Genomic DNA, 18,165 nt, shown 5'->3' with positions numbered 1-18,165 from the left:
CATCTTGTTAAAAGGTTAGACCTCCACCATCAACAGAAAGAGTTGTTCCTGTAACAAAGGATGCTTCATCTGATGCTAAAAATAAAACTGCTTTCGCCACTTCATCAGGTGTCCCGATTCTTCTAAGAGCATTCGCTTTGGAAATAATCGGCCATTTCCTTTCATTTTGCTTCCAGTTGTCAATGATTTTTGTATCGATTACTCCCGGTGCAATGGCGTTTACACGAATATTGTATTTTCCATACTCTAGGGCCGCATTTTGGGTAAGTACCACAACTCCTGCTTTTGATGCATTATACGGGGCCATATATTTTTGACCTTTTAACCCTAATAAACTAGAAGTGTTAATAATCGCACCGCCGCCCGCCTTGATTAACTCTGGAACAGCATACTTAATCCCCAAGAAAACTCCTTTTAAATTTATATCGACTACTCTATCCCACTCTTCTTCCGTAATCTCAACGCTTCTTACCTCTGAATTGCCAATACCTGCATTATTGAAAATGATATGGAGGCCTTCATAGGCATTTGAAGTAATGTTGATTAGGTCTTTAATTTGACCTGAATCAGAAACATCCGTTTTGACAAAAATGGCCTCGCCGCCTGCCTCTTTTATCAGGCTGACCGTTTCTTCCCCCAACTGTGAATCGATATCGGCAACTGCTACATTAGCACCCTCTTTTGCAAAAAGGATTGCGGTTGAGCGTCCAATTCCGCCCCCTCCACCGGTCACAATTGCTGTTTTTCCTAGTAATCTCATAATATCTCCACCCTTTCTTTCCAAAATTACTTGTTTAATATGTAAGCGTGTTCAAAAATACCTACCATTGTACTAACCGGTTGGTATGTTGTGATTTAATTATACCTTCAAAACTTAAATATTCAAATTCTTTTCTAAATATTCTAATAAATTTACTGTTAATATTCAACTCAGTGTACTAAAAAAGGTCGAGAATCATGAAAAGTCTCGACCCATTGGCTGCTAAAATCTCTTTATTCCTTTCTTTTGCTTGTTCATAATTTCATACGATTTTTCAATTATATCCGTTAATACATCGCCTTTATAAATTCTACCGAGCTTTAAGCCTTGTTGGTAATACTCAACAATTTCATCCAGCTTTGCTGAGGTATCCTTTGAAATTCTTACATTTAATTGAATTCTTTCGCTTTCGCTCAAGGTAAGCACTCCTATCTTCTGTTAGCATATTGCTAGCACGGTTCTATTTAAATGATATCTGATGATACTATACTATATTTCTACAAATTTTTCATTATCCTTCCAAAAAAAGAGAGTGGCTAGTCTTTTAGCCCCTCTTCTTTAATAGAACTTTTAATATTGGTTTAATTCACTTTCTGGAGATTGGATGATAATTGGGCGTTTTACAGGATCTAGCCATCTTAAAATCGATAACACATTTGCTTGCGCCGTCCCAGTACATCCAAGTGTATAGCTGCTTGCTACATGAAAAAAGATGGCTGAACCCGCACCTGGAATTCTTTCCGTTGTATTGTAATTAATGACAAAGCCATAGTTATAGGCCGAAACATCCATTTTTTCAGCACTGCTCCATCGTCCCTGATTTTCAGAAGCTTTTTGCCAAGTGTTATATAGTGAAGACGTGGAATCGTCTACCCAAACGTCATCTGGAGTGATTTGCCGGTACGGGAGCTTAGTTCCCGGGTTTTGATATCGGCCGAATGCTGTTCCTATCGTATACTTTCCTCTTGGTGACTTTTTCGCACCTTCACTCATTACGGTGGCAAATCCTTCTTTCCCAATGTACCCATCGACGGTTAATTTCTCATACCATTTATTATCTATTTTTTCAAAGGTCCGGATTTTTGCTTTAACCGTGTTATATCCTGTTGCGGTTACGAGGATAAGTTGATTGTTATCTGAAATCGTTGTAAACTGATCGGCAATCGTATTGGGAATCCAGCTGCCATTTTGATTAAGATAATACCATCTGCCCACATAAACCCATCCTGTTTGCATCGCTCCATATGGATTTAAATAGTACCAGCGGTTATTGTAGTAAAGCCAGCCAGTCTGCATGGCTCCAGTTTCCCCGAGAAAATACCACTTTCCATTATCAAACACCCAACCCATTTGCATGGCTCCGTCATTGGCAAGAAAATACCACTTTCCCGAATCATGGAGCCAGCCGGTCTGCATGACTCCCCTAGCATCAAGAAAATACCATTTACCTTTATCCTGAAGCCAGCCTTTTTTCATCACTCCGTTGCTATCGAGGTAATACCATTTTCCCTCATCATTTACCCACCCATGTCGCATGACACCATCGCTTCCAAAGAAATACCATTTGCCATTATTATATTGCCAGCCTGTATAATGGGTTCCGTCACCTACATCCGCCTTTGGATAAATGGGGTTAATAATAAGAAATGCACAAATAAACATCAATAAGACTCTGATTCTCACTTTCTGTTACCACCTATCTTAACTAAAAACTCTACTACTATATAATACTAACAAAATAATTATGATTAATGAATAACTGTTTCTACTTTTGGATTGCTTACAAATTGACCGGATAGCCACGTTTTCAGCAAGTTTAACAATTCTGGATGAACTGGCAATTCGGCTTCTACCGGAAGATCTTTTTTAATCGAAAAAATAGTAGAGGATTTTGTTATATATTTACAGGAGTGTCCCATATTTTCAACGACATAATATTGTGCGTCACCTTTAACATAAAGTGGTAAATCTTTTAGCACTTCTGGATTTGCCTGAATATCCCTAGCCCCTGTTATGGCAAGAATCGGGCAAGAAACCTTTGCCAAATCATCACGGACATTATAGGATAGATGTTCACGCATCCATTTCGCATTTATTTTTACAAAATTTTGCTTCATTACATCTCCAGTTGAGTTTAGGATTTTTTCTAGAAACTTTTGTGCTTGTTTTTCCACTTTTTTATGTGCTCCAAGTAAACGAAGTAAATATCCTTGAAAGCCCTTGGCGTTGATTATGTCCTCCGTGGCTATATCTCTTTGTCTCTTTAACGCTTCACCCAATCTTTCCACAGCACCAGAAAGTAAAATTAATCCTCCAAGGTCTTCTATAGGGGCTAAAGCTGTGCCAATAGCCGCTCCTTCACTATGACCTAATACAATTACTTTCTCAGCGTCCACTTCAGGAAGGTTTTTTAAAAATTTAACAGCTGCTTGGGCGTCATCAACTAAATCCCACAGCCCTGTTGATAAAAAGTCTCCTTCACTAGCGGCCACACCTCGCTTATCATACCTTAGGCTAATGAAACCAATCGAGGATAAATATTCCGCTAATTGACGATAAAGCTTCAAATCGAGTTTCTTATTCACTTTACCATTTCTGTCCAATTTCCCTGACCCCGTAATGATTAACACCGCTGTGGTTTTTTCTTTAAGATTTTCCGGTAAACATAAAGTTCCCTTTAATGCTGCTCCACTTTGTATTGTTACTTCCTTTTCCCTAATTGTCATTTTTACATCCCCCTATTCGTACTTTAGTTTTTTTTGATACTTGTAAAGAAAAAATTGGAAATTTTTAAATTTTCCATCACTTCCATTCTGTTACATGAAATGATAATTTTCGACTTATATTATAATGAGGAGGTTAAGGGATAATGATTTTATCGTGGATATTTGGAGGTATGCTGTTAGCCCAGCAAGTAAACGCTCCAATTAGTTTACTCATTACAAAAGATGGTCAGCCTGTTTCCCATATTAATCATTTAGACTTTACCAATCCATACATAGATTTACCGATTGTGGATATGAAAAAATATAACCAGTTTTTAAATCAACTTGATAACCAATTTTCTATCGCACCAGAAAATGCCTATCTAGACCAGCATGGTATTATTCACTCAGAAAAAGTTGGGTACCAAATTAACCGCCAAGCTTTTACTGAACAAGTTTATACTTATTTTTTTGATCAAAGCCCAACTAGACTAGAAATACCCATGTCAACTCTCTATCCAAAGGTGGATAGCGAATTACTTGAAAACATCGGGAGGATGCGAATCGGCCGCTATGTTACTTCCTTCAATCCGCATAATAACAACCGTACCACCAATATTCAGTTAGCGGCAGATGCGATTAATAATTATGTTGTCTTTCCTGGCGAGACGTTTTCCTTCAACAAAGTGGTAGGTAAACGGACTGTTGCGCGCGGCTACAAGCGTGCCCCTGTAATTGTAAGAGGAGAATTTTCAGAGGATATTGGCGGAGGAATCTGCCAAGTATCATCCACTCTTTTTAATGCCGTAGATAATGCCGGGCTTCAAATTGTTGAACGATTCTCTCACACTCGCAAGGTTCCGTATATTCCTCCAGGCCGGGATGCTACGGTAAGCTGGTATGGACCAGATTTTGGATTTAAAAACAAGTACAATCAGCCTGTTTTAATTAGGGCAAGAACGCTTGGCAGATGGTTAATCATAAAGGTCTATTCTTCTGAAAGCGTAGATCATATCCCCAGAAAAGTTCCAAATCCTCCATATTAAAAAGTCCGCAAAATGCGGACTTTTTACTTAACGTTTATTATTTAATGCACTTTCTAACAATTCTTCCGAGAACTCCGTTAAGGCAGCAGTATCCATCCTGTTTATGTTGCTAAATTTTGGAACCATATTTTTTACAGCATTTTGGATTGGAAGTGCCATATCTTTACGCTTTCCTCTTGTTACTCCAAGTACTGCAGCACTCAAGCCTATGCCTACGAGAGATGCCCACATGGCCCCCCTGCTCTTCCGTTTAGGCATAAACAAATTGAAAAAAGGCTGGTTTCTTAAGCTTTTCATTATCAGCACTCCTTCAGCATGTTATAGAAGAGAATATCCCTTCCATTTGCTTAATTTGTGCATTTTTGATTTGAATATGATGAGCAAACAGAGCCTTATTTGTTAATGTTTGGCAGATTTTTTCCATATTTTTCATATAGAATGTCCTTAGATAAAAATAAATAGGTAAGTGTATTTGATTTTGAGGAGGAATTAGAAAGAAACATGATTGGAAGCTGGCCTAATTTTTTATAGGACCGATACCATCGACTTGAAGGTGAAAAACACTCAAAGCCTAACGATTTTACCCCCTTATTTATAGTCGTAATTCCAATAATCCCTTTAATCTTCTCTTCCTCAGGATGCTCCATTAAATAACTTGCCAGCAATGGCATGGATCTTAAAACCCTCGTATAAATTTTTCTTGCTCTGGAAAGTTCATTTTTTATTTTTAAAAATTCACTTAGTAATTGAACATTATGTAAATGAATTTTTAATAGGAAATCATTTTTGGCAATGACTGTACCATCTGAAAGAATGAATTTTTCCCCTTTGTATTTTGTAATGCGAACTCGAAATACAGATTGATCATTTATATAGTGTAAACGGGAAAATTGATAAAATAGTGGATCTAAAAGCTTCCAAATCCAAATGATTATAAGACGGACATACATATTCTTACACTCCATTCTAACTTATCCATAGGGAGAAAATGAATATTGGTTTTTAATATGGTAATATAAGGTTATGTGAGAAAAATTTGAAAATGCTAAATTCCGTGGTAAATGGGGATTATAGAAAATATAAACAGCTTTTGTTTACATAATATTATTATTGTTAAATCGATCCTTTATACCATTAAAATGAACCTCTTTCCTCCTATTTACATATTATGCAAAAAAGATAACTAGGTGGTGTCTATGGGAGGCCTAACATATTTAGATTTCTTGGCCAAGTTTGGAGTTGGCGGAGCCCATCCTGGAGGAATCCAATTAACAACAGATCTCCTTTCAAACGAAAGGATTACTAAGGATTCGATCATTTTGGATGCTGGCTGCGGCACAGGACAGACAGCGGCTTATATATATCAGCAGTATAAGGCAAAGGTATTTGGATTGGAGATCAATCCAATTATGATTGAAAAAGCAAAAAATCGGTTTCAGACCTTGCAGATGCCTATTCAAGTAATCCAAGGCTCAATAGAAAAAATTCCCTTTGAGGATCATACCTTCGATTTTATCATTTGTGAATCTGTTTTAGCTTTTGTTGATAAACCTGAAGCTCTTAAAGAATTTTATAGGGTGTTAAAAAAAGGCGGAAGACTCATTGCAAATGAAATGACAATCAACCAAAAACTATCCCCACAAGACGAAATGGAAATTAAAAATTTTTACGCTTTGGATTCAATATTGCTTGAGGAAGATTGGAAAAGACTTTTAGAAAGTACTGGTTTTATAAATATAAAATTAAAACAAAAAAAATTTAGTTTGAGTCATGGAAACCAAGGAGCAGAATTTAATTTCTCCAAAAACTTCGAACCCGAATTATTTCAAATTCTAAACCAGCATGGTCATATTGTACTTAAATATCAGGACATATTAAGTTATAGGATTATTACTTGCTCCAAAAATTAGCTATTCCCCATTCTTTCAAGTTCTAGTGTATATAAAAAAATTCTCGACGAAAAATAAGCTATTGAAAGGATGGGTGACAAACGTGGATAAAACATTGGGGTATCTTAGGGAAATTTTATCAAATTATACTGACCAGCACTCTCCGGGTAATCAATTGTATCATAAGCTTTCGGAAGGTCACTATTCATCAGAGGGAGCATTTGTAAGGCATTTAAACCAAAAAGAAATTAATTTTTTAAATGACATTCTTCCAAAAGAAATCAACTATGCAAAAGAGGAACAGGACGAAAAAAGAGCTTATCAATTAAATGAAGTGTATGAACTATTACTTTGATACTAAAAAGATGGCATAGATCTATGCCATCTTTTTAGTAAATATTTCATTTTTCGCCTATTTATTTCCGAGGTAAGCGCATAGTACGACAAAACCTGATTACTAACCTCTACCTTATTCACCATAATACGACACTAAATATCAGAAAATTACAATAACTTATATTTTTTTCTGAAAAAAATTGAATTTATGGAGGCTTTAATGTATGTCTCTCTTCTTAAATCTTCCGCCTCTGACTTCAGCAATATCTGCAACAGCTAAAAAGGCACTGTGATCATTTTCGGTTACTATTTCCTTCAATTTTGCCTCTTCCAGACGGTTGATGACGCAAAAGATAACCTTCTTATCATCTCCTGAATAGGCACCTTCCCCATTGATATAAGTAACACCACGGCCAAGACGACTTAAAATTGCATCGCCGATTTCTTTGGCATTATCACTTATGATCCACACTGATTTGGATTCATCAAGACCTGTAATCGTAATATCAATCGTTTTGTAAGCAACAAAATAGGCAATCAGTGAATACATAGCACGGTCCCACGAGAAAACAAATCCAGCACTCGCAAGGATAAAAAGATTGAAGAACATAATAATTTCGCCGACTGAGAATGGCAGTTTATTATTAAATAAAATAGCCAGTATTTCGGTTCCATCTAAAGAACCTCCGTACCGAATTACAATACCTACTCCAATACCGAGGACAACACCTCCAAAAACAGTTGCCAAGGTAATATCTTGGGTAAACGCCGGGACTGGATGGAGCAATGTGGTTGCAATGGAAAGAACGATGATTCCATAAAGCGTGGATAAAGCGAAGGTTTTTCCGATTTGTTTATAGCCAATAAAGAAAAAAGGGATATTTAGAATAAATAGGAAAATACCGATTTTCCAGCCAGTAAGGTACGATAGCATGATGGAGATGCCGGTTATACCACCATCAATAACGTTGTTTGGTACGAGGAAAATTTCAAGTCCGACTGCCATTAATATAGCACCAATGGTTATTAACAATATTCGCTGAAAAATCTTTTTCTTTGTCAATCTTCGGTGTTGTATCTTTTCCATGATGGCAGTCTGCTGCTCAATAATATTTAATTCTTGTATTCCTGACATTATCTTGCCCCTTTCAAATTAGATGTTCTATATATAGTATAACGAATAATTGCATTTATTTATAATATTATGCTTTTATTTCTGCCATATTTAATAAAAAAAAGGACTGCCTTTTACAGGCAGCAAGAAATTTTATATTAACTTGGATCAACCTCATCGAAAGAAAGTGTTGTAACACTCGTAAAATCCCCTTTTTCCACTTCTTCTTCAGTAGCACTTTGCTCTAATTCTTCCTGATCATCCATTCCAGGTGCGATTCGTGGCATATTTTGGTTTAAATTTCTTCTTTTTATCAAATCATAGCCCCCTTTCCGAAAATATTTTTTCAATAAATGCCCGGAAATATACTTACTTGATAAAAAAGAAGCAGCATGGATGTTTTCCTGCTGCTTTGTTTCAGTCATTATTGTTCTTTTAATCGAGCTCGTTTGATGAAGAAGGCGAGAATTAATGCAACCATAGCGATTCCTGTTGCTACGATAAACGAATCATTAATACCATCGATTGTTGCTTGCTTCATCGTTTGTCCATAGATCATATACGTCCCTAATTGATTGCCTGCTGCGGCTGGCAAATGAGTCAATGCTGCGATACCCTGTCCAATTTGAGCTGTCTTACTTGCTATAAAAGGATTGACACTTGTAATAAGGTTCGAATATTCTCCCATGTGAACACCCTGCCTTGTTGTCATCACCGTTACTAAAAAGGCCGTACCTATGCTTCCGGCAACCTGTCTTGCTGTATTTGAAGCCGCTGTCCCATGGGCACCCAGATGGCGCGGTAATTGATTTAGCCCTTCCGTCATAACAGTCATCATTAAAAAAGACATCCCGAACATTCTTAAAACGTAAAGTAATAATATATGACTAAAACTAGTAGTCATACTCAATTGAGTAAAGAGCCAAGTTGTGATCACGGTAATGGTTAAACCAATCACCGCTAACCATCTTGCACCCATTTTATCAAATAGTGCTCCTGCAATCGGAGACATGATCCCCATAACAATTGCTCCAGGCAATAGCAATAGACCAGAATCAAAAGCAGTAAAACCTCGAATGTTTTGCAAATAAATTGGCAGCAAAATCATCGCCCCGAACATTGCCATATTAATAATCATACTGATAATAGTGGTTAAGGCGAATATATCGTACTTAAAGACACGTAAATCGAGCATCGGATTTTTAGTGGTCAGCTCTCTCCAAACAAAGGCAATTAAGGTAATTACCCCTATTATTAAGGAAATCACAACTGTTCCGCTGGACCATCCATGGCTTCCAGCTTCGCTGAAGCCATATAAAAGGAAGCCAAAACCCAAGGTTGAAAATAACAAACCTGGGAAATCGAATTTCGGGTTGGTCACCTCAGTAACATCTCTCATCCAAAAGACACTCAAAATTAAATCTAGAATTCCAATTGGAATTACCACATCAAATAAAAGTCTCCAAGAATAATGTTCCACAATCCACCCTGACAAAGTAGGACCAATGGCTGGTGCAAACAGCATAACTACTCCCATAATCCCCATTGCTTTTCCGCGTTTCTCTGGTGGATATAAAGAGAAAAAGACGGTCATTAAAAGCGGCATAATAATCCCTGCTCCTGAAGCCTGAACAACCCTTCCAACCATCAGCATACTGAAATTTGCCGAAAATGAACAAATTATGGAACCAACTGTAAACAGAAATACAGAAGTGATAAACAATTTTCTTGTCCCAAACTTTTCAATTAAATAAGCAGTAACGGGGATAAATATCCCATTTACAAGCATATATCCTGTAGAAAGCCATTGAACCGTTGTAGCTGAAACATTCAAGTCTGTCATAATATGTGGGATTGCAACATTCAATAACGTCTGATTTAAAATTGCAACAAATGCTCCTAGCATTAATGCTGCCAGCATTTTACCTTTTCCACTATCTTCTTTTGCATCTTGCATTCTTGATCTGCCATGTACTTTTCTTTTGGGTTTTACATTGGCTTCGACATATTCTAAGGCAGGTTCAGGAATGGCAGATTCCTTTAATAGGTCTTCCACTTGCAAATGTAAATCCTCATTGTCTTCCTCAGAAACCTTAGAATAAATGGCACTTTCTCTTTTAACATTCTTTTTCTTTTTTTTCAAAAATAAATAGTTCAATGCTAATAAAAGAAAAATGCATAAAATGATATAAACAGAAATATAAATCGACATATTTTCACCTACTTATGGACTCTCACGGTTACATTCATCCCTGGGACTAATTGGAGTCCCTTATAATCTTCAATGGCTATTTTAACAGGGATGACTTGTGTCACTTTGGTGTAATTACCGGTTGCGTTTGTATTAGGTAATAATGAAAATGTTCCAGATGTAGCTAAACCGATATTCTCCACTCTTCCCTTTAATGTCGTGTTTGGAAAGGCATCTACATAAATATCAACTTCCTGATCAATAGCCATTTCATCTATACTGGTTTCCTCGATATTGGCCGTCACCCATAAATTTTCTAGATCAAACATTTGAGCTAAAGGCATTCCAGCCGCCACAATTGAATCTTTGACAGCACTTGTTTGGACTACCGTTCCATCACTTGGAAGGGTAATCTTTATTTCCGCAGGTGCAGACCCAGCTCCAGTACTTGCTGTAAAAACGGAACCAATTTCCTCATCTTTGGCAAAGCGATCTCCAACCTTTGCTTCCCACTTGGTTAATTTCCCACTTGCCGGAGCGGAAACCGTAACTTGCTGACCGGCAATTTGGGCATTGTCCGTAGATAAATAATTTACATTGTTGCTGTAGTAGGAGTATGCAGCAAATCCTCCGCCTACTAAAATAATTAAAATGATGATATTTAATAATATTAATCGACCTGTCTTCATTAGATTTACTCCTTCTCAATTAGGCTTTACTAATTAGTAGTTTGTGTAGACTCATATGGTTTTACTATAAGAACAACAAACTTTTCAGTTTTAAATGGTTGAATTTTTTGTATTGTTTGATTAATCTAATAGAATCAAGGGGGAGATTAAATTGATAAGGAAACTGTCAGAAAAAGATCATAAACAGGTCCTCTCCTTTTTAAGTGAGGAACCTTCGATTAATTTATTTATTATTGGGGACCTTGAGGTGTTTGGATATAAATCTGTTTTTCAGGAAATTTGGGGGGAATTTGATCAGCATGGTGAGTTCAAAGCCGTCCTGCTCCGCTTTTATCAATCATTTATTCCGTATGCTAAAGGGGAATTTAACGTTAGTGGTTTTGCTTCAATCATGAACGAGTTTAAGAAGCCTCTTTACTTATCTGGAAAATCAGATATTGTAGAACGGTTCGAGTCCTATAAAGAATTGGAACTTGGACCAAAACATGTTACTTACTTTGCTGAATGCCGTTCAACCGAAAACTTTGGGACAACAGATTTAGAAATCAACTTTGCGGGATTGGAAGATGTTGACAGAATCATTTCCCTTCGCAGCACGATCGAAGAATTTCAAATTCGAAGTGATGCCCGTGAAATCTTATTAAAATCAATGGAGGCCAATACATCAAGGACCTATTATACCGAAGAAAACGGCATTATGACCTCATGTGTGTCGACAACAGCTGAAAATTCCATCTCAGCCATGATTGTCGGTGTTTGCACAAGAAATGAAAATCGCCGTCAGGGCCTTGCCACCGGGATAATGCAAAAACTTTATAATGATGTTTTATCAGAAGGAAAAACTCTTTGCCTCTTTTATGATAATCCTGAAGCAGGCAGGATTTATAAAAGACTTGGCTTCAAAGATATTGGTATATGGACGATGCATCGTTAACGAAAGAATCCTTTAAAGGATTCTTTTTTATGTAGTAGCCGAAAATTATAAGGGAAAATTACTAACATGAACTATGAAGGGATGCGATAATGCAATGTATGAATCCATAAAAAAATACGCAAAGCCTTTCGACACTATAACAGATCTAAACCCTTTAATTGATGCTGTAGGTGATGCTAAATTCGTGCTCCTCGGTGAATCCTCTCATGGAACTTCCGAGTTTTATACGGTTCGCACCGAGATATCAAAACGATTGATTCAGGAAAAAGGTTTTTCTTTTATTGCCGTTGAAGGAGATTGGCCGTCCTGCCAAAGTGTTAACCGTTATGTAAAAGGTATTGATCAACCTGGAATGGATGTAAAAGAGGTGCTTCAATCCTTTAATAGATGGCCAACTTGGATGTGGGCTAATCAAGAAATCATCGGGCTAATCGAATGGTTAAAAGAATACAACCTGAAGGAAAATCTACCTCAAAAAGTCGGCTTTTATGGCTTGGATGTATATAGTCTTTGGGAAAGTATGGACGAAATCCTCCGATATTTAGAAAAAACCAATTCACCCAGTCTTAACCTAGCAAAACAAGCATTCTCCTGCTTTGAACCCTTTAACCGAAATCATGAAACCTATGCTGTCTCTGCAGGTTATTTATCGGACGATTGTATGAAGGAATCATTAGAACTTTTAGAATCGATTCGAAAAAACAAATGGAGATTCGATGACAAAGAAGAAAGCCATCTTAATATGGAGGTAAATGCCTTGGTTACGGCACATGCTGAGGAATATTATCGAACAATGGTAACAAGTGATATAAGGTCTTGGAATGTCCGTGACAAGCATATGGTAGATGCCTTAGACACGGTTATGAAGTTTTATGGCGGGGACGCAAAGGTGATTATTTGGGAGCACAATACGCATGTTGGCGATGCAAGAGCAACCGACATGAAGGGTGAGGGAATGATCAATGTCGGCCAATTAATTAGAGAACAAAACAAACCAGAAGATGTGTTCATTATCGGCTTCGGCACCTTTAACGGCACCGTCATGTCGGCTACTGAATGGGGGCTGGATTTTCATGTCACTGAGGTACCGCAGGCCCAATTTGGAAGCTGGGAATATCTTATGCACAATTCGGGCGCTTTTAATAAATACCTCATTTTTAATAATAAGAACCAAGAGGAATTTTCCACAACCATAGGTCATCGAGCGATAGGTGTAGTATATCGGCCTGAATATGAGCATTTTGGAAATTATGTTCCCTCCAACATGAGTCAAAGGTATGATGGCTTTATTTTTATCGATAAAACCACTGCACTGCACCCACTCGTCTTGGAGCATATTTTAATATAAGTAAGGCTCTTTTCTTAAACTTTGTTGCTTTTGGAACCCAATAAGGTTCATTTACTAAGTTTATAGGCAATTTTCGCAAAAGCACTTACGAAAAGATGCCACGACGCTTCTAGTTATACGGCTTTATAAACTTATACGAAAAACAACAATTTATGCGAAAATAGCCATAAGTAAAAAGGTCTTCCTTTTGTTTCTGAGGAAGACCTTTGTTTATTAATCCACGATGGGATCTTTAAAATTATCTGTCACCGGAATATTGTTCTCTTTTATCATCTTTTCAACCCGCCACTTATTTTCTGAAAGTTTATCATTAAATGGTATGGTTATTTTCCTGCCCTCCCTATTTTCAAATTGATATTCCAATATACCTGTGGTTCCTTGGTGATTTCGATAAACGATATGAACTTTTTTTATTTTATCCCATTTATATTCCTCTTCTTTTATTTTAGTAAGGGAGTTATAATGGATTCCTTTTTCATCGAAATAATAATAATTGGTTAAGCTCATAACAAACGCTGGAATGCTTCCAAGAATTAAGATCCAGGTAACCCATTTTATTCCTCTGCCATCCGATCGCTGCCGGAAAATAAGATAAACGGTTAAAGCGAACGCAATTATTAACAATCCTGCCGCAAAAGTGATATAGGCCGTTAAAGGCGTAGTAAAAAACCATTGGGATCGCGAATAATAGACCATACTCTGATAGGAAGCCACAACAATAAATGGAACAAATAAACTGCTGATATACAAAATAATTGTATAGGCAACAAGATTTACCTGGTTATCCTCGGCAGGCTCTTTCCTTTTTTGCAACAACATAAAAAAACCATCCTTATGTATTTTATTCCTTTAATTTTACCATTATCTAAATAATTTGACGTGATTTTCCATAAGAAGTTTCACATAAAATATGAATGATAAAAAACCAGACAATTGACTGGTTTTTTCCCCATTTTATTTTGTTCCCGGTGCTGGATGATCTACACCTTTAACATGGTGCTTGTGGCCGCTGTCTTCTGATGTATGAAAATCATAGTAATGAACATGCATTCCGTTCCCCACTGGGATAGCCGGTCCTGAGTATGCCCGGTAATGATGGGTATGCCCATCCTCAAATAATACATATCCCTCAGTATAATGAATATGGCCGCCATCTTGTGTTGGTATTGGCGGTGAGGTTACATCAAGGCATTGGTGTACATGCTCTGAACTAACACCAGTATAATCTACAGAACCATGATTATGGTGTGGAACAAAGCCTGGAACAAAATCATCTTTTCCTACTTTAGCCATTACAATCACCTCACGATTTTGATGATTCATCTATATGCGGACGTAATAAAAAAAATAATTGAAATAGCGAAGGTGGAAAAATTTTCAGTGTCCCAAAAATAAAAAAGGTACATAAGCACCAAGATAAATCACATACTATTTTTGTAATTTCAATCACTATCACGAAAGAAGGATTATTTCATGACTGTAGGAACACAGGTAAAACAAGCATTAGCAGGATTAAAAAGTGCACAGGCAAGTTTCGAAACCTTTGCTCTTGCAACAGATAATCAAAATGCAAAACAACTTTATCAACAGGCTGCCCAGCAAACACAACAGGTTCTTGATAGCCTTGAGCCTCGTCTTCAAGAAATCTTGACTGAAGAACCACAATACAATCAATAATGAAAAAAGGTTGGCGTTTATGCCAACCCATTTTTCATTTAATTTTTAGGTATTGTATTAAAAAATGAAAGGAAGATTTTCCAGTGACCGTTGCTTCAAATGTTAAGCAATGCCTGATTACCATTAAAGGAATTGAAGCGCAGCTGTCTTCGCTTGCCTTAAATTCTTTAGATAAAGAAGCTCAAGCTATGTTTCATGAAACTTCCTTAACGATGGCCAATATCAAAAAAGACCTTCAATATCGTGTTTTGGAACTAGAAAGACAGGAACCGCAATATAAAGGGTCATAATCATTGGGGTGAAAAATAGTGCCAGGATGGATATTTATAATTGTTCGTTCGCTTATATTTATCTTGCTCTTATTTCTAACAACTAAAATTCTTGGAAAAAAACAAATTTCCGAGCTTTCATTTTTCGAATATATTGCAGGCATTACAATAGGAAGTATTGCCGGTGAGGTTGTAACCGGACTTGAAGCCAATATCTTACATGGAATTTTGGCGTGTGTGGTATTTGGATTTGTAACCTGGCTGGTTGACTTTATATCCTTATACAGCAAAAGTTTTCGGGACATGGTCGAAGGAAAAGGTACGGTTGTCATTAAGGATGGAAAAGTTTTGGAGGAAAATTTAAAAAAGGAAAAATATACGATTGACGAGCTTTCAGCACTGCTTCGTCAAAAGGATATTTTTAAGCTTGCAGATGTGGAATTTGCGGTCCTGGAACCCCGAGGCAATTTAACTGCCTTGTTAAAAAAGGAAAACCGTCCGCTTACACCAAAAGACTTACAAATGAAAGTGCCGAATGAAAAAGAGCCGCAAACGGTCATCATGGACGGAAATATCATTGATGAACCATTGCGAATTGCTCGAAAAAGCAGAGCTTGGATCTATACAGAATTAGAAAAACTAAACGTTACTCTTGCAAATGTTTTCATAGGACAAGTTGACTCTTATGGTGAATTAACCGTTGATTTGTATGATGATAAAATTCAGGTTCCCGAGCCCCAACAAAGACCTCTATTACTTGCAACACTGAAAAAGACCCAGGCCGATTTAGAAATATTTTCGCATCAGACCGATTGTGAAAAATCAAAAGCAATGTACAAGAAAAATGCTGCTCTTCTACAGGAAACAATCGATAAGCTTAGTCCATTTTTAAATGGATAGTACATGAAAAATCCTTATCAACGATTGATTGATAAGGATTCAATATTTTTAGGAACTAACTGAATTTTCTTTGCTCGAAAGTGCCGGGGAAGTGGCCGTGCTTTTATGAGAAATATAGCTATGAAGCACCATTCCAGCCATAACTAATATCATCCCAATCCAGGATATGGTTGATGGGAATAAAGAATTCAGGAGCAATAATTCCCCAATTAAAGCAAATAAAACTTCCATTGATTGAGTTGCTTCAACCGCTGCTAATTTCTGCATATTTCCTCTAACCAAATCGGTGGCATGAAAAAAGAGAATGGTGGCAATGACACCGGAAGAAATGGCAACAAGTCCTGATTGTATCGTTTGTCCCGAGCTTGGAGGTCCTTCTGTAAGAAAACCATATAGGGATAAAATAATCCAAAGTGGCAAACTGGCCAATGTCATCCCCAATACACGTTGAAAAACATCTAACCGTCCGCCGCAAACATCCATCATTTTTCGGTTGCCAAGGGGATAGGCAAAAGACGCAATTACAACCGGAATCACCCCTAAGGAAATTGCTAAAACAGAAAGATGATTGGCTTGCTCCAGCTGCATTAATATAATTCCCAATAAAATAATCAATGACATGGCCAACCCTTTGAATGGAATTTTTCCTCTTGATTGCGTTGGTTCTTTATCCGTCATAACGGTTTCATAAAATAGCGGAGATAACAACGAACCGGAGATAATGGTGATTTGCCAGGTGGCTGCAATTAACCATCCGGGAGCGTAAGCCGCAGAGAAACAAATAGGTGCATAGAACAATCCAAACCCCACAAAACTCCATAAAAACCATGCACTTGGCCGTTTCTTCATTTCTGCAAATAATTGCCTAAGATTTTTTCTCATGATTACGATAACGAATAGAAAGGGTACCATAAAGAAATAACGTAAGGATGCACTCCAAATCCAGCTCCCGCCAGCTAAGTCCATCGCCCGATTTAGAATAAAGGTAAACGCAAAAAAGAAAGCGGCAAGTATGCCTAATATGATGGGCCGCATCGAATAAATCCCCTTCTACTTTAAATTTTTCTCTTTGGTAGATCAACTTTTTTTAGTATAGCAGATTTCTGAATTATTTGTTTAAAGAAAAAATTAGCCTCGATTAATTTGAAACTTTCTTCTTTTTCACACGTACATATTGTGGTCAAAATAAATAATAGAGTGAGGTTGATACCATGTTCGGAAAAGTTGCTGCTGATATTTTGGGACTAAGTGATGTTGGTGCGGTTATTAAGCCGGAGAATTATGATAAAGTGGACGCCGATGATTATGTGATGCACGAAGATAATGAAAAAATATATTTCCTAATTAAATCTAAATCAGATGAATATTGTTTTACGAACAATGCACTTATCCATTTGGACGGCACCAGCGCTACAAGCAAAAAACGCATGCTGCACCGATATAACTATGCTACCCATAAAATATCTGATGTAATGCTTGAAACAGCCGGAACCGTCGATCTTGACGTGGAAATCAAATTCAAAATTGGTTCTATGCCATTCTCCATTGATGTTCATAAAAAACATATTGAAGAAGTAAAGGACTTATATAAGGCTTTAATCAAAATATCTGAAATCACACATGAAAATGACATTTCTTTACAATTCGCAAAACAAAGCCTTGAGGTTGCCTCTACTACACTAGGCCGTGTTACAAGTCCTGACAGCAATTTAGTAGTTCAGTTTAAAATGCTTAACCAAGCAGCATTCCAATGGTTAGAAGACAGCAAAAAACAATTTTGCGTGAAGGACTTTGGCTCAGTATTTGAAAAGTACATTAATAATTAAATCAAACAAAAATAACCCCCAGCGGGGGTTATCAAGCTGTCGAAAACCTTTCGGCAGCCTTTTAATTCATTCATATTCTTTATATTTAAGTAAAGATTTTTAAACAAGTCTGTTGATTTGCGCTCCAGGCGCTTCGCTTTCCGCGGGCGTGCCGGGGAGCCTCCTCGTCGCTTCGCTTCTGCGGGGTCTCCCCTGCCCCGTACTCCCGCAGGAGTCTTCGCGCCTTCCGCTACAATCAACAGAGTGTTTTTCAATAGGAAAAATGCTTTATAAATTTTGAAAAGAAAAATTTGAGCGAAGCTTTGCAGACTCAAAAACTGTACAGGCTCCGCCAATCCCTGTTAAGGGGAATAGAGCGTAAGCAAAAAGGCCCTCCTGCCTAAGGCTGCTAAAAATATAAAAAAATTTGCAACCCATTTAGCCAGGTTGGAAAAGGTGTGTTGCAATAACTTTGGTTCATTTACCTCCCCGTGGAAAGCGA

The 18,165-nt window shown here is 37.3% G+C and carries 23 protein-coding genes; 9 read left to right on the top strand and 14 right to left on the bottom strand.

Annotation, left to right across the window (positions count from 1 at the left end):
• Nucleotides 1–7 precede the first annotated feature (7 nt).
• From AC59HZ_RS27655 to AC59HZ_RS27640, 4 genes are all read right to left on the bottom strand, one after another.
• Complete coding sequence (locus AC59HZ_RS27655) at nt 8–760, bottom strand: SDR family NAD(P)-dependent oxidoreductase (protein WP_496548976.1); 753 nt, start codon at nt 758–760, stop codon at nt 8–10.
• A 222-nt stretch (nt 761–982) separates the two neighbouring features.
• Complete coding sequence (locus AC59HZ_RS27650) at nt 983–1,177, bottom strand: hypothetical protein (RefSeq protein WP_335443644.1); 195 nt, start codon at nt 1,175–1,177, stop codon at nt 983–985.
• Nucleotides 1,178–1,330: 153 nt separating this feature from the next.
• The gene (locus AC59HZ_RS27645; RefSeq protein WP_496548975.1) at nt 1,331–2,443 is read right to left on the bottom strand and encodes a L,D-transpeptidase family protein; all 1,113 of its coding nucleotides are present in this window, start codon (nt 2,441–2,443) and stop codon (nt 1,331–1,333) included.
• A gap of 65 nt (nt 2,444–2,508) precedes the next feature.
• The gene (locus tag AC59HZ_RS27640; RefSeq protein WP_496548974.1) at nt 2,509–3,486 is read right to left on the bottom strand and encodes an alpha/beta hydrolase; all 978 of its coding nucleotides are present in this window, start codon (nt 3,484–3,486) and stop codon (nt 2,509–2,511) included.
• A 143-nt stretch (nt 3,487–3,629) separates the two neighbouring features.
• Here AC59HZ_RS27640 and AC59HZ_RS27635 point away from each other — a divergent pair, with 143 nt between their 5' ends.
• A complete protein-coding gene (locus tag AC59HZ_RS27635) occupies nt 3,630–4,511 on the top strand; it encodes a VanW family protein (RefSeq protein ID WP_496548973.1) in 882 nt (293 codons plus the stop codon).
• 27 nt (nt 4,512–4,538) lie between these two features.
• On the opposite strand, the gene AC59HZ_RS27630 is transcribed toward AC59HZ_RS27635, so the two are convergent.
• Entirely contained in the window at nt 4,539–4,808 is a 270-nt protein-coding gene (locus AC59HZ_RS27630) for a hypothetical protein (RefSeq protein WP_496548972.1), read from the bottom strand.
• A gap of 95 nt (nt 4,809–4,903) precedes the next feature.
• The gene (locus AC59HZ_RS27625; protein WP_496548971.1) at nt 4,904–5,461 is read right to left on the bottom strand and encodes a YkoP family protein; all 558 of its coding nucleotides are present in this window, start codon (nt 5,459–5,461) and stop codon (nt 4,904–4,906) included.
• 246 nt (nt 5,462–5,707) lie between these two features.
• Here AC59HZ_RS27625 and AC59HZ_RS27620 point away from each other — a divergent pair, with 246 nt between their 5' ends.
• Together AC59HZ_RS27620 and AC59HZ_RS27615 are read left to right on the top strand one after the other, a co-directional pair.
• Nucleotides 5,708–6,421 carry a class I SAM-dependent methyltransferase gene (locus AC59HZ_RS27620; protein WP_496548970.1) on the top strand — a complete coding sequence of 238 codons (714 nt, stop codon included), beginning with the start codon at nt 5,708–5,710 and terminating at the stop codon, nt 6,419–6,421.
• 82 nt (nt 6,422–6,503) lie between these two features.
• Nucleotides 6,504–6,755: a sigma-G-dependent sporulation-specific acid-soluble spore protein CsgA gene (locus AC59HZ_RS27615; protein ID WP_496548969.1), complete on the top strand. Its 252-nt coding sequence runs from the start codon at nt 6,504–6,506 to the stop codon at nt 6,753–6,755.
• 198 nt (nt 6,756–6,953) lie between these two features.
• On the opposite strand, the gene AC59HZ_RS27610 is transcribed toward AC59HZ_RS27615, so the two are convergent.
• The 4 genes from AC59HZ_RS27610 to AC59HZ_RS27595 form a co-directional block, all read right to left on the bottom strand.
• A complete protein-coding gene (locus AC59HZ_RS27610; protein ID WP_496549004.1) occupies nt 6,954–7,823 on the bottom strand; it encodes a YitT family protein in 870 nt (289 codons plus the stop codon).
• Nucleotides 7,824–8,008: 185 nt separating this feature from the next.
• Nucleotides 8,009–8,275 carry a hypothetical protein gene (locus tag AC59HZ_RS27605; protein WP_496549006.1) on the bottom strand — a complete coding sequence of 89 codons (267 nt, stop codon included), beginning with the start codon at nt 8,273–8,275 and terminating at the stop codon, nt 8,009–8,011.
• Nucleotides 8,275–10,062, bottom strand: a complete 1,788-nt coding sequence (locus AC59HZ_RS27600; protein ID WP_496548968.1) for a DHA2 family efflux MFS transporter permease subunit — start codon at nt 10,060–10,062, stop codon at nt 8,275–8,277. The genes AC59HZ_RS27605 and AC59HZ_RS27600 overlap by 1 nt, the downstream gene beginning before the upstream one ends.
• A gap of 8 nt (nt 10,063–10,070) precedes the next feature.
• Nucleotides 10,071–10,730, bottom strand: coding sequence for an HlyD family secretion protein (locus AC59HZ_RS27595; RefSeq protein WP_496548967.1), 660 nt, complete (start codon nt 10,728–10,730; stop codon nt 10,071–10,073).
• A 151-nt stretch (nt 10,731–10,881) separates the two neighbouring features.
• Between AC59HZ_RS27595 and AC59HZ_RS27590 the strand changes: the two genes are divergently transcribed.
• Nucleotides 10,882–11,664, top strand: a complete 783-nt coding sequence (locus AC59HZ_RS27590) for a GNAT family N-acetyltransferase (protein ID WP_496548966.1) — start codon at nt 10,882–10,884, stop codon at nt 11,662–11,664.
• A gap of 94 nt (nt 11,665–11,758) precedes the next feature.
• Entirely contained in the window at nt 11,759–13,012 is a 1,254-nt protein-coding gene (locus AC59HZ_RS27585) for an erythromycin esterase family protein (RefSeq protein ID WP_496548965.1), read from the top strand.
• A 213-nt stretch (nt 13,013–13,225) separates the two neighbouring features.
• Here AC59HZ_RS27585 and AC59HZ_RS27580 read toward each other — a convergent pair whose 3' ends face one another.
• Both AC59HZ_RS27580 and AC59HZ_RS27575 read right to left on the bottom strand, forming a co-directional pair.
• Nucleotides 13,226–13,831: a PH domain-containing protein gene (locus tag AC59HZ_RS27580; protein ID WP_496548964.1), complete on the bottom strand. Its 606-nt coding sequence runs from the start codon at nt 13,829–13,831 to the stop codon at nt 13,226–13,228.
• Nucleotides 13,832–13,966: 135 nt separating this feature from the next.
• Complete coding sequence (locus AC59HZ_RS27575) at nt 13,967–14,305, bottom strand: YmaF family protein (RefSeq protein ID WP_496549003.1); 339 nt, start codon at nt 14,303–14,305, stop codon at nt 13,967–13,969.
• Between the two features lie 180 nt (nt 14,306–14,485).
• Here AC59HZ_RS27575 and AC59HZ_RS27570 point away from each other — a divergent pair, with 180 nt between their 5' ends.
• The 3 genes from AC59HZ_RS27570 to AC59HZ_RS27560 all read left to right on the top strand — a co-directional run bounded on the left by AC59HZ_RS27570 (nt 14,486) and on the right by AC59HZ_RS27560 (nt 15,858).
• The gene (locus AC59HZ_RS27570; RefSeq protein WP_223595571.1) at nt 14,486–14,689 is read left to right on the top strand and encodes a DUF1657 domain-containing protein; all 204 of its coding nucleotides are present in this window, start codon (nt 14,486–14,488) and stop codon (nt 14,687–14,689) included.
• A gap of 83 nt (nt 14,690–14,772) precedes the next feature.
• Nucleotides 14,773–14,979, top strand: coding sequence for a DUF1657 domain-containing protein (locus tag AC59HZ_RS27565; RefSeq protein WP_496548963.1), 207 nt, complete (start codon nt 14,773–14,775; stop codon nt 14,977–14,979).
• Nucleotides 14,980–14,997: 18 nt separating this feature from the next.
• A complete protein-coding gene (locus AC59HZ_RS27560; protein WP_496548962.1) occupies nt 14,998–15,858 on the top strand; it encodes a DUF421 domain-containing protein in 861 nt (286 codons plus the stop codon).
• Between the two features lie 48 nt (nt 15,859–15,906).
• On the opposite strand, the gene AC59HZ_RS27555 is transcribed toward AC59HZ_RS27560, so the two are convergent.
• Nucleotides 15,907–16,893 carry a DMT family transporter gene (locus AC59HZ_RS27555; protein ID WP_496548961.1) on the bottom strand — a complete coding sequence of 329 codons (987 nt, stop codon included), beginning with the start codon at nt 16,891–16,893 and terminating at the stop codon, nt 15,907–15,909.
• A 176-nt stretch (nt 16,894–17,069) separates the two neighbouring features.
• Here AC59HZ_RS27555 and AC59HZ_RS27550 point away from each other — a divergent pair, with 176 nt between their 5' ends.
• On the top strand, nt 17,070–17,684 hold the full coding sequence (locus tag AC59HZ_RS27550; RefSeq protein ID WP_496548960.1) for a PH domain-containing protein: 615 nt from the start codon (nt 17,070–17,072) through the stop codon (nt 17,682–17,684).
• Here the strand turns inward: AC59HZ_RS27550 and AC59HZ_RS27545 are convergent.
• Nucleotides 17,681–18,019 (bottom strand): hypothetical protein, encoded by a 339-nt coding sequence (locus AC59HZ_RS27545; RefSeq protein WP_496548959.1) that lies wholly within the window; start codon nt 18,017–18,019, stop codon nt 17,681–17,683. The two genes, AC59HZ_RS27550 and AC59HZ_RS27545, sit on opposite strands and share 4 nt — an antisense overlap.
• Nucleotides 18,020–18,165: the final 146 nt, after the last annotated feature.

The organism is Neobacillus sp. DZ-9, assembly GCF_059587065.1.
Note: the sequence above shows the minus strand (reverse complement) of the source record. Positions and strands in the feature narration are given on the sequence as shown.